Below are 1,075 nucleotides of genomic sequence, written 5' to 3'. Positions count from 1 at the left end.
CCGCTTTGATCCGCACACTATCTTTTATGGCAAATCATTTCCCGCTGCGAAGTACAGATCATACCATTCCTGCTTCGTTAGGTTGATGTCGGCACCTGATGCGCTGTCTTTGATGTGTTCAGGGTTCATTGTGCCCAACAATACTTGAACATGTGCAGGATGTCGAAGAATCCAGGCTGTAGCAATTGCGTTCTTGGAAACCCCGTATTTGTTTCCGATTTCTTCTAATTTCTTATTTAGCTTTGGATACTTTGGATCATTAATGTACATACCGGCAAACAAGCCATAATTAAATGGTGACCATGCTTGAATGGTCATGTGCTTGCGGCGGCTATATTCTAAAATACCACCGTCATGGTCAATACTTGCGTCATCGATCATGTTGACGTGCATGCCGCCCTTTATCATGCCGGAATGAACGACATTGAATTGAAGTTGATTAATGAGGAGACGCTGACTGATCCATGATTGAACCATTTCAACCTGTTGTGGATTAAAGTTCGATACACCGAAGTGTCGTACTTTTCCCTCTCGTTGCAATGTGTCAAAAGCATCTGCAATATCGTCTGCTTCCATCAATGGATCTGGACGATGTAATAGGAATGAATCCAGGTAATCGATTCCCATTCGTTGCAAAATCCCATCGACAGCATCAATAATGTGTTGTTTTGAAAAATCATATCGTGCGCCAAAGACAAGACCATCATGACTTCTCTTTGGATCAAGAATAATGCCACCTTTGGATTGGATGTATAGGTTATCCCTTGAAATTCCTGAGGTTTTCAAGGCTTCTTTAAATGTTTTTTCCGAGCCACCTTCACCATAAATGTCGGCGGAATCAATGTAGTTAATTCCGGCTTCGTTTGCGGCTTGTAGTGTTTTGGCCGCGTCTGCGGTGTCCATACCGGCCATTCGCATAATACCAAGTGCTACGGCAGATGCTTCAAAGTGAGTGCCGCCTATCTTAACAGTTTTCATAAATGTAAAAGCCTCCTTTGTTGGTACGTTTTAATTATAAGCCAAAGATAAGGAGAAGCGAAAGAGAACAAAAAAATAAGTGTGCGGAACAAGGCGC

1 protein-coding gene is annotated in these 1,075 nt (G+C 42.6%); it reads right to left on the bottom strand.

The window, feature by feature from the left end; translation table 11 throughout:
- Positions 1–24: 24 nt before the first annotated feature.
- Positions 25–978, bottom strand: coding sequence for an aldo/keto reductase (locus HMPREF0519_RS12665; RefSeq protein WP_003636901.1), 954 nt, complete (start codon positions 976–978; stop codon positions 25–27).
- Between the last annotated feature and the right edge of the window lie 97 nt (positions 979–1,075).

The organism is Lentilactobacillus hilgardii DSM 20176 = ATCC 8290 (assembly GCF_000159315.1).
In the GTDB taxonomy this organism is placed as follows: Bacteria; Bacillota; Bacilli; order Lactobacillales; family Lactobacillaceae; genus Lentilactobacillus; species Lentilactobacillus hilgardii.
The sequence above is the reverse complement of the archived record's forward strand: the minus strand, read 5'-3'. Positions and strand labels throughout refer to the sequence as shown.